The organism is Pseudomonas sp. 05N431, from assembly GCF_056397005.1.
In genome coordinates, this window is the sequence record NZ_JBFTMN010000045.1 from 1 (window position 1) to 2,483 (window position 2,483).

The window sequence follows — 2,483 nt, forward strand, 5'->3', positions numbered from 1 at the left end:
TGGTTGCCAACCACGCTGGCCGTGCCCTTGCTTGCCGGCGCACTGGCCGAGTTCAGCGTGAACGCGTGACCGTCGTCAGCGTCGGTGTCGTTGGCCAGCACGTTGATGGTCAGGGTCTGGTTTTCCGTACCGGCGGCCGTATCGGCCACCGCTACCGGTGCATCGTTGGTGCCGGTAATGGTCACGTCCACCGTGGAGCTCGAGAGTGCCCCGTGTTCATCCTGCATCTGGTAACTGAGCGTCACGTGCTCGACCACGCCCTGCGCCAGGTGGTCGAAATCGCTTCCCGGGTTGAACTGCAACTGGTTGCCGACCACGCTGGCACTGCCTTTGTTTGCCGGCGCACTGGCCGAGTTCAGCGTGAACAGGTGGCCGTCGTCAACGTCGGTGTCATTGGCCAGCACGTTGATGCTCAGGGTCTGGTTTTCCGTGCCAGCGGCCGTATCGGCCACCGCCACCGGCGCGTCGTTGGTGCCGGTGATCGTCACGTCCACCGTAGAGCTCGAGAGTGCGCCGTGTTCGTCCTGCATCTGGTAAGTGAGCGTCACGTGCTCGACCACGCCTTGCGCCAGATGATCGAAGTCGCTCCCCGGATTGAACAGCAACTGATTACCGACCACGCTGGCCGTGCCTTTGTCTGCCGGTGCACTGGCCGAGTTCAGTGTGAACAGGTGACCGTCATCGACATCGGTGTCATTGGCCAACACGTCGATGCTCAGGGTCTGGTTTTCCGTGCCAGCGGCCGTATCGGCCACCGCCACCGGCGCGTCGTTGGTACCGGTGATCGTCACATCCACCGTGGAACTCGAGAGTGCCCCGTGTTCGTCCTGCATCTGGTAAGTGAGCGTCACGTGCTCGACCGCACCCTGCGCCAGATGGTCGAAATCACTTCCCGGGGTGAACACCAGCTGGTTGTCGACCACGCTGGCTGTACCCTTGTTTGCCGGCGCGCTGGCCGAGTTCAGCGTGAACAGGTGGCCGTCGTCGACATCGGTGTCGTTGGCCAGCACGTCAATGGTCAGGGTCTGGTTTTCCGTGCCAGCGGCCGTATCGGCCACCGCCACCGGCGCGTCGTTGGTGCCGGTGATAGTGACGTCCACCGTGGAACTCGAAAGCGCCCCGTGTTCATCCTGCATCTGGTAAGTGAGCGTCACGTGCTCGACCACCCCTTGCGCCAGGTGGTCGAAGTCAAACCCCGGATTGAACTGCAACTGGTTGCCCGTGACGCTGGCACTGCCTTGGCCGATTGGCGCACTGGCGCTGACCAAGGTGAATGTATGACCATCGTCGACATCGGTGTCATTGGCCAACACGTCGATGCTCAGGGTCTGGTTTTCCGTGCCAGCGGCCGTATCGGCCACCGCCACCGGCGCGTCGTTGGTGCCGGTAATGGTCACGTCCACCGTGGAGTTCGAGAGCGCGCCGTGTTCATCCTGCATCTGGTAAGTGAGCGTCACATGCTCGACCACGCCTTGCGCCAGATGATCGAAATCAGCCCCCGGATTGAACAACAACTGGTTGCCGACCACGCTGGCACTGCCCTGGCCGATCGGCGCGCTGGCGCTGACCAAGGTGAATGCATGGCCGTCGTCGACATCGGTATCGTTGCCCAGCACGTCGATGCTCAGGGTCTGGTTTTCCGTGCCGGCGGCCGTATCGGCCACCGCTACCGGCGCGTCGTTGGTGCCAGTGATGGTCACGTCTACGCTGCTGGTCGAGATTGCACCGTGCTCGTCGCTCATGGTGTAGCTGAGCGTGACACTGGCCGTGGCGCCCTGCGCCAGGTGATCGAAATCAGCCCCCGGATTGAACAACAACTGGTTGCCGACCACGCTGGCACTGCCCTGGCCGATCGGCGCGCTGGCGCTGACCAAGGTGAATGCGTGACCGTCGTCGACATCGGTGTCGTTGGCCAGCACGTCAATGCTCAGGGTCTGATTTTCCGTGCCGGCGGCCGTATCGGCCACCGCCACCGGCGCGTCATTGGTGCCGGTGATCGTCACGTCTACGCTACTGGTCGAGATTGCGCCGTGCTCGTCGCTCATGGTGTAGCTGAGCGTGACACTGGCCGTGGCGCCTTGCGCCAGATGATCGAAGTCAGTCCCCGGGGTGAACAACAACTGGTTGCCGACCACGCTGGCCGTGCCCTGGTTTGTCGGCGCGCTGGCGCTGACCAAGGTAAATGCGTGGCCGTCGTCGACGTCGGTGTCATTGGCCAGCACGTCAATGCTCAGGGTCTGGTTTTCCGTGCCGGCAGCCGTATCGGCCACTGCCACCGGCGCGTCGTTGGTGCCGGTGATGGTCACGTCTACGCTGCTGGTCGAGATCGCGCCATGCTCGTCGCTCATGGTGTAGCTGAGTGTGACACTGGCCGTGGCGCCCTGCGCCAAATGATCGAAGTCAGTCCCCGGGGTGAACACCAGCTGGTTGCCGACCACGCTGGCCGTGCCCTGGTTTGTCGGTGCACTGGCGCTGACCAAGGT

At 63.2% G+C, this 2,483-nt stretch carries 1 protein-coding gene; it reads right to left on the reverse strand.

Annotated features, from left to right (window positions below; translation table 11 throughout):
- Positions 1-2,483: Ig-like domain-containing protein (locus AC1DIG_RS29225; protein ID WP_477770097.1), on the reverse strand; the 2,483-nt coding region annotated here is incomplete at both ends.